This is a genomic window from Hansschlegelia beijingensis (assembly GCF_014196425.1).
Lineage (GTDB): Bacteria > Pseudomonadota > Alphaproteobacteria > Rhizobiales > Methylopilaceae > Methylopila > Methylopila beijingensis.
This window is the reverse complement of sequence record NZ_JACIDR010000001.1, coordinates 997,806-1,014,195: the sequence shown is the minus strand read 5'-3', so window position 1 is coordinate 1,014,195 and position 16,390 is coordinate 997,806. Positions and strand designations below refer to the sequence as shown.

Sequence of the window (16,390 nt, the reverse complement as noted above, 5' to 3'; positions counted from 1 at the left end):
GAGGCGAGACATCGCCCGGCGAAGCCGCTATATGCGGCCCCACGATGATGATCACCAGCACCGACGCTCTCGCAGAAGCCTGCGCCCGTATGGCGAAGGCGCCGTTCGTCACTGTCGACACCGAGTTTCTGCGAGAAACGACCTTCTGGCCGAAGCTCTGCGTCGTGCAGCTCGCCGACGAGGAGGGGCCTGTGGTGGTGGACGCGCTGGCGCCCGACATCGACCTCACGCCGCTCTATGACCTGATGTCCAATGAGTCGGTGCTGAAGGTGTTCCACTCGGGCCGCCAGGACATCGAGATCTTCCATCATCTCGCCGGGCGGATCCCCCATCCGGTGTTCGACACCCAGGTCGCCGCGATGGTGCTCGGCTTCGGGGACTCGATTTCCTACGACCAGCTCGTCCAGCGCACGACCGGCGTCGCGCTCGACAAGTCGTCACGCTTCACCGACTGGAGCCGGCGCCCGCTCACGGAGGATCAGGTCACTTACGCGATCGCGGACGTGACGCATCTCCGCAAGGTTTACCAGAAGCTCTCCAGCGACCTCGAGAAGCGCGGCCGCGCCGAGTGGCTCTTCGAGGAGATGGAGGTTCTGACCTCCCCCGCCACGTACCAGTCGCACCCCGAGGACGCCTGGCAGCGCTTCCGCTCGCGGCTGAAGAAGCCGCGCGACCTCGCCGTGATGATGGAGGTCGCGGCCTGGCGGGAGAGCGAGGCCCAGGGCCGCGACGTGCCGCGCTCGCGCGTGCTGAAGGACGACGCTCTGCTCGAAATCGCCGCGCGCGCTCCCCGCACCGTCGAGGCGTTGGCGGGCTTGCGCGCCTTCCCGCGCGGCTATGAACGCTCCCGCGCCGCGCAGGACATTCTGGAAGCCGTTTCGCGCGGCGTCGCGCGTGACCCGCAGACGCTGCCGGCGCTGGAGCGCGAGCGCAGCGGAGGCGGCGCCAATCCCGCGACCGTCGAGCTGCTCAAGGTGCTGCTGCGGATGATCGCCGAACGCAACGCCGTGGCGGCCAAGATCATCGCCAGCGTCGACGATCTCGAGCGGATCGCGGCGGACGACGATGCGAAGGTCGCCGCGCTCCATGGCTGGCGGCGCGAGCTGTTCGGCGAGCAGGCCCTGAAGCTGAAGGCCGGCACGCTGGCGCTGGCGGTCGAGCGGGGCCGCGTCGTCGCGCTCGAGCGGGCGGCGGGCGATGAGGCTCCCCTGCCCGCGCCCCGACCGCGGCGCAATCGCGAACGCAAGGCGCCGGAGGCCGGCGTCAGCGCCGAATAGCCTCAGATGGTCTCGAAGGCGAACAGCCCGACGAGCACCACAAGGGCGAACAGCCCGAACAGAAAGAGTGCGTCCGCGCACCGTTCGAGGGTCCGGCCGGACACGAGGGACTCTGGCGACACGCGGATCGCGAGATAGGAGAAGATCGCGCTCGCCAGAAAGGCGACGGCGATGATCGCGCCCCATTCGTCGACGTGGCTGCCGCCGAGTTGGCCCTCCAGCAGCTTCACCAGACCCACAAGGGTGGTGCAGACGCCGATCATCGTGCCGGAGGTCGGCAGGATCTGGCGGGCGACCTCCGTCGAGCCCCTCTCGGGCGGCGTCACGGCCGCATTCTCGGCTTCCAGCCCGATGCGCGTCGGCCGACGCGGAGGCGGTCGCCGGGCGCTCATACGTTCACGAGCGCCGTGCGGCGGGCGAGCAGCTTGCCCAGCTTCTGCAGCCGGTTCCTCAGCCGGTCGCTCGCGAGGTCGGCCAGCTCCGCCGGAAGCTTGAGCGTCAGCACCTCCCGCTTCAACCCGATCGGCGTGCGCGGCAGAATTCCCGGCAGCGCGGCGGAGATCAGGTAGGCGACGCGCATCGCGGCGCCGAGCGTGCGCGCCCGGTCCAGGATGCGGGTGGAGGCGAGTTCGCGGATGCGCGGGCTCGCTTCGTCGTCGAGCAGGCCCATGTGCCGGTAGAACACCGCGAGCGACATGAACGCCCTGCCCGGATGATCGATGCCCACGAAGGCCGCGTGGGCGATCATGTCGAGCGCCTGCTCGCCGCGGTAATCGGGATGAACGCGCCAGGCGACGTCGGCGAGATGGCAGGCGGCGTGCCGCCAGCGGCGTTCCTCCGCGCTCTCGTCGATGTCGACGCTGCGGAACAGCCGGTCCGTCCACTCGACCAGATCGTCGCCGTGCCGGGGAGCGCGGGCGCGCAGCCAGCCGAGCTCACGGGCGGAGGCGAGCAGCGGGTCCTCCCGGCGGGCGTCGTCGTCGAGCAGGTCGTAGAGCAACCCCTCGCGCACGCCGAGGCCCGACATCACCACCTCGCGCGGCCTGCCCAGGCGGATGATGTGCTCCAGCACGAGCGCGCCGTAGGACAGCAGCGGGCGGCGCTCGGCGGAGACGACGCCGACCGCAGGCAGGGTGTCCGGGTCGACCCGGCGCACCACGCGGCAGAACTCCAGCGCCTCGCGCGCCGGTATCGTGTAGCCGTGCAGAACGTGCAGCGGGAAGTTCTTCTGCACCATGTGCATGTGCGCGAGGCCGCGCCATGTGCCGCCGACGGCATAGAAGGTCCTGTCCTTCAGCCCGTCGAGATGTCCGGAATCCTCAAGAGCGTCGCGGACCAGCCGGTCGGCTTTCTTGATCGAACGTTCGGAGGCGTCCTGCAGACGGATGCCGCCGAGCGGCAGCGTCGCGCCCGCGCCCACGCGCCGCTTGTTGACGTCGATCAGCTCGAGGCTGCCGCCGCCGAGATCGCCCACCACGCCGTCCGGCTTGAAGAAGCCGGAGACGACGCCGAGCGCGGAGAGCCGGGCCTCGCGCTTGCCGGAGAGCAGTTCGATCGGCTGGCCGCAGACGCGCTCGGCCTCCGCGATGAACTCCGGCCCGTTCTCCGCGTCCCGCGCCGCGGCGGTCGCCAGGACGTACATGCGGCCGACCCCCATCGCCCGGGCCAGCGCCCGAAACCGCCGCAATGCCGCAAGCGCGCGCGCGGTCGATTCCTCGGCGAGCCGCCCGGTCGTGGCGACGGAACGCCCGAGCGCGCAGAGCTCCTTCTCGTTGAACAGCGCGGTCGGGGCTCGCGACAGCCCTTCGTAGACGACGAGGCGGACGGAGTTGGAGCCGATGTCGATGATCGCGATCGGCGGCCCGCAAGGCAGCCGGCCGGGCGCGCCGGACAGTTTGGCGACCGGAGCCTTTTCGGGTTCGACGGCGGGAGATGGCGGCGGGGACGTGCGAGAAGCCTTCCCCCGCGACTTCTTGAGGACCTTATCCACGCTTGGCCAACCGACGCGGCGAACTCGTCTTCACGGACTTGCCTCTCCCCGAGAGACTCGCATTGGTCATGAAGTATTGATGGGCGTTGAAGGGCTCTTCGCCTTCAGCCGGCACGATCCGGCGGGAGGTTCCGTCCGGCAGGACGGTCCAACTCTGCTGGTTGTCCTTCAGATTGGCCACCATGATCTGGTCGAGCACCTGCTCGTGGACCGTCGGGTTGAGGATAGGCACCATGACTTCGACGCGGCGGTCGAGGTTGCGCTGCATCAGGTCTGCTGACGAAATATAGACGTGCGCGTTCGGCGAAGGGAGCCCATGTCCGGCGCCGAAAGCGTAGATGCGGCTGTGCTCCAGGAACCGGCCGACGATCGATTTGACGCGGATGTTCTCCGAAAGCCCCGGCACGCCGGGCCTCAGCGAACACATGCCGCGGACGATGAAGTCTATCTTCACGCCGGCCTGGCTGGCGTCATAGAGCGCGTCGATGATCTCCGGATCTATCAGGCTGTTGCACTTGCCCCAGATCGCAGCCGGCCGGCCCGCCTTGGCGTGCGCGATCTCCTCGCCGACATGCGTGAGGAAGCGCTTGCGGAGCGTATGCGGCGACGCCGCCAGCAGCTCGAGCTCAGCGGGCTCGGCATAGCCAGTGATGAAGTTGAACAGCCGCCCCACGTCGCGGCTGATGGTCGGGTCGGCCGTGAAGAACGACAGGTCGGTATAAACCTTGGCGGTCACCGGGTGATAGTTGCCCGTGCCGACATGGCAGTAGGTGGTCAGCGAGCCGCCCTCGCGGCGGACGACGATCGACAGCTTCGAGTGCGTCTTGAGCTCGATGAAGCCGAACACGACCTGGACGCCCGCGCGCTCCAGATCGCGCGACCAGCGGATGTTCGCCTCCTCGTCGAAGCGCGCCTTCAACTCGACCAGCGCGGTGACGGATTTGCCGGCCTCGGCGGCCTCCGCCAGCGCCCTGACGATCGGGCTGTCGGACGAGGTCCGATAGAGCGTCTGCTTGATCGCGACCACGTTCGGGTCGCGCGCCGCCTGGTTCAGGAACTGCACGACGACGTCGAACGACTCGTAGGGGTGGTGGACGATGAAGTCCTTCTCCCGGACCGCGGCGAAACAGTCGCCGGCGTGCTCGCGGACGCGTTCCGGGAAGCGCGGATTGTAGGGCTTGAACTTCAGGTCGGGCCTGTCGATCGCGATGATCTGGGACAGGTCGCCCAGCGCCAGCACGCCGTCGACCACGAAGACCTCGTCATCGGAAACGTCGAGCGCCGCGACGATGAAGGCGCGAAGCTCCGGCGGCATCGTGTTCTCGATCTCGAGCCGGATCACCGAGCCGCGGCGGCGGCGCTTGAGCGCGGTCTCGAAGGTCCGGACCAGATCCTCCGCCTCTTCCTCCACCTCGAGGTCGCTGTCGCGGATCACCCTGAAGGCGGACTGCGCCGTGACCGTATATCCGGGGAAAAGACGGCCGATGAAGAGACCGATCACCTGCTCCAGGCTGACGAACCGGGCGCCCTCGAGCTCGCCGTCCGGCAGGCGGATGAAGCGCTCCATCCGCCCCGGCATGCGGATCAGGGCGTTGAGCATCCGGCCGTCGCTCTGCCTCGCGAGCTGCAAGGCGATCGTGAAGCCGAGGTTCGGGATGAACGGGAACGGGTGCGCCGGATCGACCGCGAGCGGCGTCAGGATCGGGAAAATGTGCTGAAGGAAACGATCCTCCAGCCATACCCGCTCCGACTTCGTCAGCTGGGGTCCCTCGACCAGGACCACTCCGGCCTTCGCGAGCTTCTCCCTGAGCTCGAGCCAGCGGATCTGCTGGTCATGCGCCAGCGACGAAACGACTTCTCCGATCCGGGCGAGTTGCTCGGCCGGCGTCAGCCCGTCGGGCGAAAGCGCGACCATCCCGGTGCGCAGCTGGCCGCGCAGGCCGGCCACCCGCACCATGAAGAACTCGTCGAGGTTGTTGGCCGAGATCGAGAGGAAGCGCAGTTGCTCGAGCAGCGGGTGGTTGGGGTTCGACGCCTCCTCCAGGACGCGGCGGTTGAAGCCGATCCAGGAGATCTCGCGATTGACGAAGCGCGACGGATCTCCGCCAGGAGCTTCGGCCTCCGCCGGAGCAGGCGCCTCCAGTTGCGCTTCAGCGATCGCCGCCCGCGGGGGAACCTGGAGGACGTTGTCGGACATGCCGTCATCTCTCGCCGAACGCTTGCGGCCCGCCGCGGTGCGACGCGCGCCGGCGCTCTCTTTACGACGCTCTTGTGACGGTTTTGCAACGTCCATTCAGCTCTCAATCCTCTTCCGTGAGGGATCGCGCAAGAACGTCCGCCGCCAGTCCGCGGCCCACGCCTCGCCCGCGGGCGAGCGACTCGCGGTCGAGCTCGGCGACGACGCGTCGGATCGCTCCGAGCGACCGGTCGGAGCGCTTCGCGATGAACTCGACGACGTCCGAATCCACGCGGAGCTGTCGATCGTCGAGCATCTTGACCAGCACCGCCTTGACCATCGCCTCGTCCGGAGGCTCCAGCCGCGCCACCGGCAGCGCACGCAGGCGAGACGCGAGATCGGGCAATGACGGCCATGCCGGGCTCGGCGCGGAGCGCGCGGTCAGCAGCAGATCCCCGCCGCGCTCCCGAGCGGTGTTAAGGAGGTGAAACAGGGCGTCTTCATCCGCCCCCGCCCGATCGGCGTCGTCGAGCAGCACGGCCCGGCCCGGCCGCTCGAGAAACAGCGCGATCGCGTCGCGTGCGTCGGCCGCCGCCGTGGCGCCCGTCTGGGAGCGCCAGATCTCCGCGAGGTGCGACTTGCCCGCCCCCTCCTCGCCGATCAGCAGGAGGAGCCGGTCGGGCCAGGCGGGCCAGCCGGTGACCAGGGCGTGAGCGGCCGCGTTGGCCGGACCGATCAGATAATCCTCGGTCCCGAAGCGGCTCGCATGGGGGAGCTCCAGCGGGTACTGGCGCGGCGCCTCGCGCGGCATCGGCGTCTCAGCTCTGCTCCGGCGGGCCGGCGATGGGCCGCGGGTCCTGCGGAGGAAGTCCGCGCGGCCCGAACAGGCTCGCGCCCTTCGGGCCGCCCGGCAGCATGCTGGGTCCTTGCGCCCCCGTGTAGAAGGGGCTCTCGAGATAGCGGCGGATGGCGAACCTCATCAGCACGGCCAGGCTCGCCGCGAGCGGGACGGCGACCAGCAGGCCGACGAAGCCGAACAGATAGCCGAACGCGACCAGCGCGAACATCAGCCAGACCGGATGGAGGCCGACCGAGGCGCCGACCAGTCGCGGCTGCAGGATGTTTCCTTCGACGAACTGGCCGATGACGAAAATGCCGAAGACCAGAAGGATCATCGTCCAGTCCGGCCAGAACTGCACGGTCGCGACGCCGACGGAGACGATAAGGCCGGTGAGCGAACCGACATAGGGAATGAAGCCGATGAGGCCGGCCGCAAGCCCGATCACGAGGCCGAAGTTGAGCCCGACCGTCGACAGCGCGATGCCGTAGAACGTGCCGAGCAGCAAACAGACCAGCGCCTGCCCGCGAACGAAGCCGGCGATGCTCTCGTCCATCTCCCGGGCGAGGGACCGCACCGTCTCCTTGTGGCGCAGAGGCGTCCAGGCGTCGATGGTGCCGACCATGCGGTCCCAGTCGATCAGCATGTAGAAGGCGACCACCGGCGTCACCACCAGCAGGCTGACGACCGACATGATCGCGTCGCCGCTCGCCCACAGCGAGCTGAGGAAGGCGGTGATCCAGTTCACCGCCTGGCTGACGACCGTGCCCAGCGAATCGCGCAGTTGGCCGAGGCCCTGGTTGACCACGCCGCCGAACCAGCCCTGCCGCTGCGTCGCGAGGAGCTCCTGCAAGCGCGCGATGGTCTCCGGCATGCGCTGCACGAGCCCGAGGATCTGCTGGCCGATCAGCGGCGCTATCAGGATTATCGCCGCGACGAAGACGAGCAGCACCGACAGCAGGATCACCACCGTGGCCGCGACCCGCGGGAGGCCGAGCCTCTCGAGCCTGTCGGCGAGCGGGTCGAGCAGGTAGGCGAGCGCGAGGCCCGCAACGAAGGGCAGCAGGATGCCTGAGAACAGGTAGAGGAAGAACGCCACCGCGACGAGCGCGGCGAGCCAGAAGAGAGCCTGGCGTTGCAAGCTCATGTGGCCCGCCCTCCTGTCGCCCCGCCAAGCCTATCCATCCGTCGAACGGGCCCCGGCGACCATGTTGTGGCGTAGAAAGGTAGCGAGATAGGCGGCGGCCGACCACAACGTCAAGGCGCCCACAAGCCACGCCCCCGCGACCTCGAGGCCCGGCGCGCTCCAGCCGAAGCCGCGCGCGCCCAGCATCAGGGCCGCGAAGGCGATCTGCACGAAGGTGTTGGCCTTGCTGATCCCGCTCGGCTGGATCGGGATCGGCCGTCCGAGCAGCCAGGTGACGAGCACGGCCGCGACGATCAGGACGTCGCGCAGGACCACCACGGCGGCGAGCGCCGCCGGAAGGTGCTCGGTCAGAGCAAGCGTCACATAGATCGCGGCGATCAGGCTCTTGTCGGCGACCGCGTCCAGACAGGCGCCGAGCCTCGTCCTCTGGTCGAGAGCGCGCGCCAGCGCGCCGTCGAGCGCGTCGGTGACCCCGGCGAGCGCGAAGGTCACGAAGGCCGCGAGATGCTCGCCGGTCGCGATCAGCCACACCACGAGCGGAACCGCCAGCAGCCGCGCCATCGTCAGAGAGTTCGGCAGGTTCACGCCCGTCGCAGCTCCAAACCGCCCACGTTCCGATCTCACCACATACGGATGCGGGTCTCGCGCGCAAACTGAAGCCGAGCGCTTTGGTTGCGCGGCCGCCGCTGTCGGTCTATGGGGCGGGCGACGCAGCATCGAGGCGGGAATGGCCGAGAACAAGACGACCAATGGCGGCCTCACCTACGCGCAGGCGGGCGTCGACATCGAGGCCGGCAACGCTCTCGTCGAACGCCTCAAGGCGTTGGTGCGCGCGACCCGCCGGAGCGGCGCCGACGCCGAGATCGGCGGGTTCGGCGGTCTGTTCGATCTGAAGGCCGCCGGCTTCACAGATCCCGTGCTGGTCGCGGCCAATGACGGCGTCGGGACAAAGCTCAAGATCGCGATCGAGACCGGCGTGCACGATACGGTCGGCATCGACCTTGTCGCGATGTCGGTGAACGACGTCATCGTGCAGGGCGCGGAGCCCCTGTTCTTCCTCGACTATTTCGCCTGCGGCAAGCTTGCGGGCGACGTGGCCTACGAGGTCGTCAAGGGCATCGCGACCGGCTGCATGGAGGCCGGCTGCGCGCTTGTCGGAGGCGAGACGGCGGAGATGCCCGGCATGTACGCCGACGGCGACTACGATCTCGCGGGCTTTGCGGTCGGGGCTGCGGAGCGCGGCCGCCTGCTCCCGCGCCGGGACGTCGCGGCGGGCGACGTGTTGATCGCCCTCGCCTCTTCGGGCGTCCATTCCAATGGCTTCTCGCTGGTTCGCCGGATCGTCGCCCGGTCAGGCGTCTCGCTGCAGGCTCCCGCCCCGTTCGCGCCGCTGCAGAGCCTCGGGCGGGCGCTGCTCGCGCCGACCAGAATCTACGTGCGTCCTCTCCTCGCCGCGCTGAAGGCGACCGGGGGGCTCAAGGCCCTCGCCCACATCACCGGCGGCGGCCTGCCCGACAATCTGCCCCGGGTGCTGCCCGACGGCCTGGGCGCCGAGATCGACCTGTCCCGGATCACGCCGCCGCCGGTGTTCGGCTGGCTCGCCGGCGCCGGCGGCGTCGCCGAGGCCGAGATGCTGCGCGCCTTCAACTGCGGCGTCGGCATGGTCGCGGTGGTCGCGGCGGACGAGGCCGAGGCGGTCGCCGAGCTGCTCCGCCGCGAGGGCGAGACGGTCACGACCATCGGGCAGATCGTCCCCATCTCCGCCGCCGACGAGCCGGTGCGCTTCCACGGGCGCCTCGCCTTCTCATGAGCCGCGCGCGGGTCGCGATCCTGGTGTCGGGCCGCGGGTCGAACATGGCCGCTTTGATCGACGCGGCGGCCGAGCCCGGCTATCCGGCAGAGATCGTCGCGGTCGTCTCGAACCGTCCGAACGCCGGCGCTCTCGCTGTCGCGGAGCGGGCCGGAATCCCGACGGCGGTGGTCGACCACAAGCTGTTCCCGTCACGCGACGCGTTCGACGCGGAGCTCGACCGGACGCTCGCGGGCTTCACCCCGGAAATCGTCTGCCTCGCAGGCTTCATGCGGCTCCTGACGGGCGGCTTCATCGCGCGCTGGGAGGGCCGGATGCTCAACATCCACCCTGCCCTGCTGCCGAGCTTCAAGGGGCTCGACACGCATCGCCGGGCGCTGGAGACGGGCGTGCGGCTCCACGGCTGCACCGTCCATCTCGTCACCGAGGAGATGGACGCCGGCCCCATCGTGGCGCAGGCGGCCGTTCCGGTGCTTGACGGGGACGATGAGGCAAGCCTCGCCGCCCGGGTGCTGACGGCCGAACACCTGCTCTATCCGCGGGCGCTCGCGCTGTGGGCGTCCGGCAGGGCGCGGCTCGTCGACGGCAAGGTGGTCGTCGACGGCCCGGACGAGCCGCCGTCCCCGTTCATCTGGCCCTAAAGGGCCCTTCCCGTCAGGCGCTCTCGATCGTGGCTTCCGCCGAGCGGTGGCGGCGGCGCTTGATGATGTAGGACACGATCAGGACGAACGCCGCCCCCGCCACCGCGGCCCCGTAGTGCAGCGGCTTCGCGGTCGTCATCACGCCCGGCGTCTCCGGGTTCGGGATGACCAGCGACGGGTTGTAGGCCTGCAGCCACTCCAGCGCCTTGACGTCGCCCACGATCATCTCGCCCGCGATCCAGCCGAGCAGCGCCGCGCCGATCCAGACCAGGATCGGGAAACGGGTCAGAAGCGTGGTGAGCAGCGACGAGCCGGCGATGATCAGCGGAATCGTCAGCAGCAGTCCGAAGATGAAGAGCTCCGGATGCCCCTTCGCGGCCGCCGCGATCGCGACGACGTTGTCGAGGCTCATCACCGCGTCCGCGATCGCGATGGTGCGCACAGCGCCCCACAGGCTCGCCGAGGCCTCGACCTCTCCGTGCGCGTCGTGCTCATCCGTGGCGAGCTTGATCGCGATCCAGAAGAGGAGAATGCCGCCGCCGATCTTGAGGAACGGCACCGTCAGCAGGAAGGTGACGCCGAAGGCGAACATGATGCGCAGGCCGACCGCGGCGCCGGCGCCCAGCAGGATGCCCGTGCGGCGCTGATGCGGCGGCAGCTTGCGGCAGGCGAGCGCGATGACCACCGCGTTGTCGCCGGACAGCAGCAGATCGATCCAGATGATCTGCAGCAGCGCGAACCAAAAGGTCGGCTGATCGAAGGCGAAAGTGAATTCCATTCCGTCTTCTCCCACCAACCTCACGGGGCGTTGGCTCGCCCCGCGCACAATGCAACGTCAGGCCGCGCTTGCGCGACAATGGAGCACGAAGGGCCTCCGGAAAGGCCCCCGGGCCCTCAGATCGTCAGCCGACGATCTCTTCGTCCTTGAAGAAGTACGCGATCTCCTGCGGAGCCGTCTCGGGGCTGTCGGACCCGTGGACGGTGTTCGCCTCGATCGATTCGGCGAGTTCCTTGCGGATCGTACCCGGAGCCGCGTTCGCCGGGTTGGTCGCGCCCATCACTTCACGATACTTTGCGATGGCGTTCTCGCCCTCGAGCACCTGAACGACGACCGGGCCGGAGGTCATGAAGCTGACGAGCTCGCCGAAGAACGGCCGCTCCTTGTGAACGGCGTAGAAGCCCTCGGCCTGCTCCTTGGTCAGGTGGAGCCGCTTCTGCGCGATCACCCGGAGACCCGCGTCCTCGATCAGGGTCAGCACCTTGCCGGTGATGTTCCGGCGAGTCGCATCCGGCTTGATGATGGAAAAGGTGCGCTCGATAGCCATGGATCGCCTGTCTTTGGATGAGCCGCGGCGGCCTTGCTGAAGGCGCGCGCGACGGGGGAGGATCTCGGAAAGCGCCCGGCTTATAGCGCGCCGACCGGACCGGCGGAAGATTTTTCCGCCGGAAGCTCCGGGCCGCAAGCCGTTCTGATCGTCTCTGCGAGCGCCGACAGGCCGGTCTTGACCGGCGACGTGCTCCTGTAGGCGAGCGCCAGGACGCGCTTCGGCTCAGGCTCCGCGAATCTCAGCAAACTGACCCGCGGATCGTCGCGCGCCTCCGCATCGACGAACATCTGCGGCAGCAGCGTGACCCCGTGGCCGTTCGCCACCAGCTGCATGAGCGTCGAGAGGCTGGTGGCGCCGAAGCTTCGCAGCCGTCGCGGATCGATCGAGCGGCAGACGGTCAGCGCCTGCTCGCGGAAGCAGTGCCCGTCCTCGAGCAGCAGGAGCTCGGCGTCGTCGAGCAGATCGATGCTGGCGACGCGCCGCCGCGCGAGCGGGCTTCTCGCCGGAACCGCCAGCAGGAAAGCGTCGTCGAAAAGCGGCTCCACCTCGACCTCGCTCGCCTCGACCGGAAGACTGACGAGGACGGCGTCGAGCGATCCTGCGAGCAGCTCGCGCATCAACGTCTCGGTCTGCGTTTCGCGCAACGAGAGCTGCGCGTGCCGATGGCGCTCGGCGATCGCGGGCAGCAGGCGGGGCAGCAGATAGGGAGCGACGGAAGGGATCACGCCGAGGCTCACCGAGCCGACGAGCTGTTCATCGTCGCCCCGGGCGCGGCGCTCCAGATCCGCCACCGCCGCGAGAATCGTGACGGCGCGGGCGGCGACTTCCTCGCCGGTCCTCGTGAGCTTCACGCCGTCACGGCCGCGCTCGATCAACGCACGGCCAAGTTCAGCCTCGAGCTCCCGGATCTGCATCGAGAGCGCGGGCTGGGTCACCGAACATGCCGCGGCCGCGCGCCCGAAATGCCGGAGACGCGCGAGCTGATCGAAATAGCGGAGCTGCCGAAGCGATATCATCCCCGATCAGATAAGCTTATCGCACCGACTGAACAACTGATTTGCGCTTATCGACCCTCGCAGGGACACTCGCCTCGTGGAGCCGCCCCGCCTGCGCATCACCAAAGCGTCTGGAACGAGGAGCGGGCCCGACCTAGGAGGCTGCTGATGACCCATCGCCTGACCACGACGGCCGGCGCGCCGGTTCCGGACAACCAGAACTCCTGGACCGCCGGTCCCCGGGGCCCGCTGCTGATCCAGGACTACCAGCTCGTCGAGAAGCTCGCGCACCAGAACCGAGAGCGCATCCCGGAGCGCGTCGTGCACGCCAAGGGGTGGGGCGCGTATGGCGTCCTCAAGATCACGGGCGACATCTCGAAATACACCAAGGCGAAAGCCCTGCAGCCTGGCGCCGAAACGCCGCTGCTGGCGCGCTTCTCCACCGTCGCGGGCGAACTGGGCGCGGCCGACGCGGAGCGCGACGTCCGCGGCTTTGCGCTGAAGTTCTACACCGAGGAAGGCAACTGGGACCTCGTCGGCAACAACACGCCGGTGTTCTTCGTCCGCGATCCCTACAAGTTCCCGGACTTCATCCACACCCAGAAGCGCCACCCGAAGACCAACATGCGCTCTCCGACCGCGATGTGGGACTTCTGGTCGCTTTCGCCCGAAAGCCTGCATCAGGTCACCATCCTGATGTCGGACCGCGGCCTGCCCGTGTCTCCGATGCACATGAACGGCTACGGCTCGCACACCTACTCGTTCTGGAACGACGCCGGCGAGCGCTACTATGTGAAGTTCCATTTCAAGACCCAGCAGGGCCACAAGCACTACACGAACGAAGAGGCCGACCAGGTCATCGGCAAGACTCGCGAGAGCTATCAGGAGGCTCTGTTCGGGGGCATCGAGAAGGGCGAGTTCCCGCGCTGGACGATGCAGGTCCAGATCATGACCGAGGAACAGGCCGAGCAGACGTCCTACAACCCCTTCGACCTGACCAAGGTGTGGCCGCATGGCGAGTTCCCGCCGATCGAGGTCGGCGTGCTCGAGCTCAACCGGAACGCCGAAAACTACTTCGCGGAGATCGAGCAGGCGGCGTTCTCGCCGTCCAACATCGTGCCGGGCATCGGCTTCTCGCCCGACAAGATGCTGCAGGCGCGGGTGTTCTCCTACGCCGACGCGCATCGTTACCGGCTCGGCACGCACTACGAGTCGATCCCGGTGAACATGCCGCGCTGCCCGGTGCACCACTACCACAAGGACGGGCAGATGAACGTCTATGGCGGCATCCGCACCGGCAACCCGGACGCCTATTACGAGCCGAACTCGATGAACGGACCGGCTGAGGACAGGTTCGCCAAGGAGCCCCCGCTGCGGCTTTCGGGCGACGCCGACCGCTTCAACCACCGTGACGGCAATGACGACTACGGCCAGGTCACCGCTCTGTTCAACCTGTTCGACGAGGGTCAGAAGAACCGGCTGTTCGCCAACATCGCAGCTGCGATGAGCGGCATTCCGGAGGAGATCGCCGAGCGTCAGCTCGTCCACTTCGAGCGAGTGCATCCGGACTACGCCGCCGGCGTGCGGCGCGCGCGGGCGGAGCTCGACGGCCGCGAGCCGGCGATCTCGGTCACGCCCGCGACCCCGCAGCAGGCGGCGGAGTAACGGACCAGCCACTGATGAAGCGACGCGGCGGCCGACTGGCCGCCGCGTTCGTTCGGCGTGGCGGCGGCTGTTTCCCGGCAGGCGTGGAACGTCTAGCTTCCGGGTCAGCCCAAGGAAGCCGCCGATGCAGACGCAACAGTGGATCACCTGCGCACGTTACAATGCGTGGGCGAACAGCCGCCTCTACGCGTCGGTCGCCGCGCTTCCCGAGGGGGCCTTTCACGCGGACGCCGGCGCGTTCTTCGGCGGCCTCTGCGGGACGCTCAACCATCTTCTGGCCGCGGACCGAATCTGGATGCGACGGTTCACGGGCGAAGGCGACGCCCCCGACCGTCTCGACGCCATCCTGTTCGAGGATCTGGCGGATCTCGCCGCGGCGCGCGCCGCCGAGGACCGCAGAATTCTCGCCTTCGCCCACCGCCTCACGCCCGACGACCTTCTCGGAAAGATTCGCTACAGGCGGATCACCAGTCCCGACGCGGTCGAGCAGCCGCTGGCCTCGGCTCTCCTGCACTTCTTCAATCATCAGACGCATCACCGCGGCCAGGCGCATGCGCTGGTGACGCGGCTCGGGGGCCGAAGCGCAGGACCGGTTCTGGACCTGCTCGTCTTCGAGCAGGAGCCTCGCGCGGATCAGCCCGCCTGAGCCAGCCACTATCTCGACAGGATAGCGTCGAGTGGGGTTGGCGCCGCGCCGCGCCGTCTGCTATAGGCCCGGCCGTGCCGCAAGCGCGCCCCCGGCGCGCAGATTCCTCGGTAGCTCAGCGGTAGAGCCCTCGACTGTTAATCGAGTTGTCGCAGGTTCGAATCCTGCCCGAGGAGCCAGTTTCGACAGGGGGTCGACCGCAAGGTCGGCCCCCTGTTTCATTCAGGACCAGATCCTGATCCTTCGCGCCGCGTCTCGGCCGCGCCCCGCTCCGCCCGCCTCTCGAGAACCCGCATGATCTCGCCCGGCCGCCCGCCCTGCGCCCTGATCTGGTTCCGCGAGGATCTGCGCCTCACGGACAACCCCGCGGTGACGGCGGCGGTCGCAAGCGGGCTCCCCGTCACCGCTCTCTTCCTGCTCGACGAACAGAGCGCCGGCTTGCGCCCTCTCGGCGGCGCCTCGCGCTGGTGGCTCTCGCAGTCGCTGAAGGCGCTCGCCCGCGACTGCGACCGAATCAGCCTGCCGTTCGCGGTCCGAAGCGGGTCTGCCGGCACGGCGATCCCCCAGACCGTGGAGGAAAGCGGCGCCGCTCAGGTTTTCTGGACGCGCCGCTACAGCGAGCCGGAGGCCTCCATCGACGCGGAACTGCGGCGGGCTCTCGATAGGGGCGGCGCGGTCGTGCAAACCTTCGGCGGGCGCCTGCTGCACGAGCCTTCCGCCGTGCGCTCCGGGTCGGGAGCGCCCTTCAAGGTCTATGGCGCGTTCTGGCGGGCGGCCCGGTCGGGCGGCGCTCCGCGCGCGCCCCTGCCCGCTCCGGCGGGCCAGAAGATCATCGCGGGGCCGCGGCTCGGCGGCGATGAGATCGACGCCCTCGGACTGGAGCCGCGCGCTCCCGACTGGGCGGGCGGGCTCCGCGAGGCGTGGACGCCAGGCGAATCCGGAGCGCGGGACGCGCTCGAAACCTTCCTACAGGATGGGCTGAGCGGTTACTCCGCCGCGCGAGATCGACCGGATCTTCCCGGAACGTCCCGCCTCTCGCCGCATCTGCGGTTCGGCGAGATCAGCCCGGTCCAGCTCTGGCACGCGAGCGAAGCCGCGCTCGCCGAAGGCCTGGCTCAGGCCCGGGACGTGGAGAAGTTCCGCAACGAGCTCGGCTGGCGCGAATTCGCCCACCACCTCCTCGCCGCCTTCCCCGACATGGCGCGTCGCAACGCCTCCTCGCGCTTCGACGGCTTCTCCTGGCGCAAGCCCGACGCCGCCGAACTGGACGCCTGGCGAGGCGGGCTGACCGGCTACCCGATCGTCGACGCCGGCATGCGCCAGCTGTGGCGAACCGGATGGATGCACAACCGGGTTCGGATGATCGCGGCGTCGTTCCTCATCAAGGATCTTCTGGTCGACTGGCGGATCGGCGAGGCCTGGTTCTGGGACACGCTGGTCGACGCCGATCCGGCGAACAACGCCATGAACTGGCAGTGGGTCGCGGGCTCCGGCGCCGACGCCGCGCCGTTCTTCCGCATCTTCAACCCGGTTCTGCAGGGCCGGAAGTTCGACCCGTCCGGCGATTATGTGCGGACCTACGTGCCGGAGCTCAGCCGCCTCCCCGCCAAATGGATCCACGCCCCCTGGGAGGCGCCGTCCGAGGCGCTGGACGCTGCGGGCGTGGAGCTCGGCCGCGACTATCCGCGGCCGATCGTGGACCACGCCGCGGCTCGCAAGCGGGCGCTCGCGGCGCTGGCGCAGATCTCCGACCCGACGCCGGATCCCGGCGCGTGAGCCATCACGCTCCCGCCCGAGCGATCGGCCGGGGGGCGCATCTTTTCACGGCGCGCCCCTGCGCCTAACGTGCCGCCGCCGCCCTCCCGATCATCCAGCCA

The 16,390-nt window shown here is 68.9% G+C and carries 15 protein-coding genes and 1 tRNA gene; 7 read left to right on the top strand and 9 right to left on the bottom strand.

Annotated features, from left to right (window positions below):
• Window positions 1-44: 44 nt before the first annotated feature.
• Window positions 45-1,277: a ribonuclease D gene (gene rnd / locus GGR24_RS04770; RefSeq protein ID WP_183394097.1), complete on the top strand. Its 1,233-nt coding sequence runs from the start codon at window positions 45-47 to the stop codon at window positions 1,275-1,277.
• A 2-nt stretch (window positions 1,278-1,279) separates the two neighbouring features.
• Here rnd and GGR24_RS04765 read toward each other — a convergent pair whose 3' ends face one another.
• From GGR24_RS04765 to GGR24_RS04740, 6 genes are all read right to left on the bottom strand, one after another.
• Window positions 1,280-1,603 carry a hypothetical protein gene (locus GGR24_RS04765; protein ID WP_183394096.1) on the bottom strand — a complete coding sequence of 108 codons (324 nt, stop codon included), beginning with the start codon at window positions 1,601-1,603 and terminating at the stop codon, window positions 1,280-1,282.
• Window positions 1,604-1,665: 62 nt separating this feature from the next.
• Complete coding sequence (gene ppx, locus GGR24_RS04760) at window positions 1,666-3,171, bottom strand: exopolyphosphatase (RefSeq protein WP_210286063.1); 1,506 nt, start codon at window positions 3,169-3,171, stop codon at window positions 1,666-1,668.
• A gap of 88 nt (window positions 3,172-3,259) precedes the next feature.
• On the bottom strand, window positions 3,260-5,464 hold the full coding sequence (locus GGR24_RS04755; protein WP_183394095.1) for an RNA degradosome polyphosphate kinase: 2,205 nt from the start codon (window positions 5,462-5,464) through the stop codon (window positions 3,260-3,262).
• 103 nt (window positions 5,465-5,567) lie between these two features.
• Entirely contained in the window at window positions 5,568-6,254 is a 687-nt protein-coding gene (locus GGR24_RS04750; protein WP_183394094.1) for a P-loop NTPase family protein, read from the bottom strand.
• 7 nt (window positions 6,255-6,261) lie between these two features.
• Window positions 6,262-7,428, bottom strand: a complete 1,167-nt coding sequence (locus GGR24_RS04745) for an AI-2E family transporter (protein ID WP_183394093.1) — start codon at window positions 7,426-7,428, stop codon at window positions 6,262-6,264.
• Window positions 7,429-7,458: 30 nt separating this feature from the next.
• On the bottom strand, window positions 7,459-8,013 hold the full coding sequence (locus GGR24_RS04740) for a CDP-alcohol phosphatidyltransferase family protein (protein ID WP_183394092.1): 555 nt from the start codon (window positions 8,011-8,013) through the stop codon (window positions 7,459-7,461).
• A 142-nt stretch (window positions 8,014-8,155) separates the two neighbouring features.
• Between GGR24_RS04740 and purM the strand changes: the two genes are divergently transcribed.
• On the top strand, window positions 8,156-9,238 hold the full coding sequence (purM, locus tag GGR24_RS04735) for a phosphoribosylformylglycinamidine cyclo-ligase (RefSeq protein ID WP_183394091.1): 1,083 nt from the start codon (window positions 8,156-8,158) through the stop codon (window positions 9,236-9,238).
• Entirely contained in the window at window positions 9,235-9,879 is a 645-nt protein-coding gene (purN, locus tag GGR24_RS04730; RefSeq protein ID WP_183394090.1) for a phosphoribosylglycinamide formyltransferase, read from the top strand. Before purM ends, purN begins: the two co-directional genes overlap by 4 nt.
• Window positions 9,880-9,892: 13 nt before the next feature.
• Here the strand turns inward: purN and GGR24_RS04725 are convergent, their stop codons facing one another.
• The 3 genes from GGR24_RS04725 to GGR24_RS04715 all read right to left on the bottom strand — a co-directional run bounded on the left by GGR24_RS04725 (window position 9,893) and on the right by GGR24_RS04715 (window position 12,223).
• On the bottom strand, window positions 9,893-10,657 hold the full coding sequence (locus GGR24_RS04725; protein WP_183394089.1) for a TerC family protein: 765 nt from the start codon (window positions 10,655-10,657) through the stop codon (window positions 9,893-9,895).
• Window positions 10,658-10,781: 124 nt separating this feature from the next.
• Window positions 10,782-11,204, bottom strand: coding sequence for a nucleoside-diphosphate kinase (ndk, locus tag GGR24_RS04720; RefSeq protein WP_183394088.1), 423 nt, complete (start codon window positions 11,202-11,204; stop codon window positions 10,782-10,784).
• Window positions 11,205-11,284: 80 nt separating this feature from the next.
• Window positions 11,285-12,223: a hydrogen peroxide-inducible genes activator gene (locus GGR24_RS04715; RefSeq protein WP_183394087.1), complete on the bottom strand. Its 939-nt coding sequence runs from the start codon at window positions 12,221-12,223 to the stop codon at window positions 11,285-11,287.
• A 147-nt stretch (window positions 12,224-12,370) separates the two neighbouring features.
• Between GGR24_RS04715 and katA the strand changes: the two genes are divergently transcribed.
• The 4 genes from katA to GGR24_RS04695 all read left to right on the top strand — a co-directional run bounded on the left by katA (window position 12,371) and on the right by GGR24_RS04695 (window position 16,289).
• Window positions 12,371-13,867 (top strand): catalase KatA, encoded by a 1,497-nt coding sequence (katA, locus tag GGR24_RS04710; protein WP_183394086.1) that lies wholly within the window; start codon window positions 12,371-12,373, stop codon window positions 13,865-13,867.
• 124 nt (window positions 13,868-13,991) lie between these two features.
• On the top strand, window positions 13,992-14,513 hold the full coding sequence (locus GGR24_RS04705) for a DinB family protein (protein ID WP_183394085.1): 522 nt from the start codon (window positions 13,992-13,994) through the stop codon (window positions 14,511-14,513).
• Between the two features lie 104 nt (window positions 14,514-14,617).
• Window positions 14,618-14,692, top strand: a tRNA-Asn gene (locus tag GGR24_RS04700).
• A gap of 115 nt (window positions 14,693-14,807) precedes the next feature.
• Complete coding sequence (locus tag GGR24_RS04695; protein ID WP_183394084.1) at window positions 14,808-16,289, top strand: cryptochrome/photolyase family protein; 1,482 nt, start codon at window positions 14,808-14,810, stop codon at window positions 16,287-16,289.
• Window positions 16,290-16,390: the final 101 nt, after the last annotated feature.